At 69.3% G+C, this 1,012-nt stretch carries 2 protein-coding genes; both read right to left on the reverse strand.

The genetic code is table 11. From position 1 onward, the window contains the following. A partial coding sequence (locus L4923_RS30835) for an FGGY family carbohydrate kinase (RefSeq protein WP_275448666.1) occupies positions 1-561 on the reverse strand: 561 nt, incomplete at its 3' end. 92 nt (positions 562-653) lie between these two features. Next, positions 654-1,012, reverse strand: a 359-nt coding sequence (locus L4923_RS30840; protein ID WP_239370887.1) for a GntR family transcriptional regulator, incomplete at its 5' end; no start/stop codon positions are given.

Raw genomic sequence — 1,012 nt, forward strand, 5'->3', positions numbered from 1 at the left:
GGCGTCGCCCGGGGCCACGGCGGCCTCCGTGCGGTCGGCGCCGGCGCGGCCGGTCAGCTTCATGCGCAGAAAATCCTTGTAGCTGAAGACATGGGCGGCGCGTTCGACGATGTCGGGCTCGTGGTCGCGAAGCCAGGCGAACAGCGGCAGCGTGCAGCCTTGCTGCATCACGCAGCCATCCGACTGGAAGATCGCGGAATAGAAGGCCGGATCGGCGGCCAGCTTCTCGTCGAGCATGGCCTGGGTGCGGCTGTCTTCCCAGTTGACGCCGGGCCGCAAGGCATTGCCTTCCGCATCGACGAGCCAGATGCCGACCATGGCGGCAGACAGGCCGACGGCGGCGATGTCGTCGCCGGTGAGCCCGGCTCTGTCGAGCGCGCCGCGTATCGCCGCCATGGCGGCTTCCCAGGCGGCGAACGGGTCGACCTCGCACCAGCCGGGCTGCGGGCGCTGGATGACGACGCGATGGCCGCTGCTGGCGATCTCCCGGCCGCTGCGGTCGAACACAGCGGCCTTGGTCATGGTGGACCCGGCGTCGATGCCAAGCAGAAAGCGGCTCATGAGAAATCCAGTTCGAGAGACGATGCAGGCGGGCGGGGCGTGCCCGCCTGCCGCGCATCAGGCCTGTGACGGTCTGCCGGGAACACGGATGGCTATTCCCGGAAAGACAGGTCGACGACGAAATCATAGGCATCGCCGCGGAAGATGGAGTGCGTCCATTCGACCGGGGTGCCGTCGGCGAGTTCGGCGACACGGTGGATGTCAAGCGCGGCGTGGCCTTCCTGCACCTTCAGCATGCGGCTCCATTGGCCGCCGATGGTGACGGCCGTGATGTGCTGGCTTGCCCGGACCGGCACATGGCCGACGGCGCGCAGCGCTTCGTAGAAGGAGGCGCCGACCTGCTGCGGATCGGCGAGCAGGCCGAGCGGGCTCACCGTCCATTCCAGCGCGATGGGTTCGCCGTCGGCGAAGCGCAGCCGGTGCAGGCGGGCCACCGGCGCGCCGGGTTCGA

This window comes from Terribium retamae, assembly GCF_022347545.1.
GTDB classification, from domain to species: Bacteria; Pseudomonadota; Alphaproteobacteria; order Rhizobiales; family Rhizobiaceae; genus Mesorhizobium; species Mesorhizobium retamae.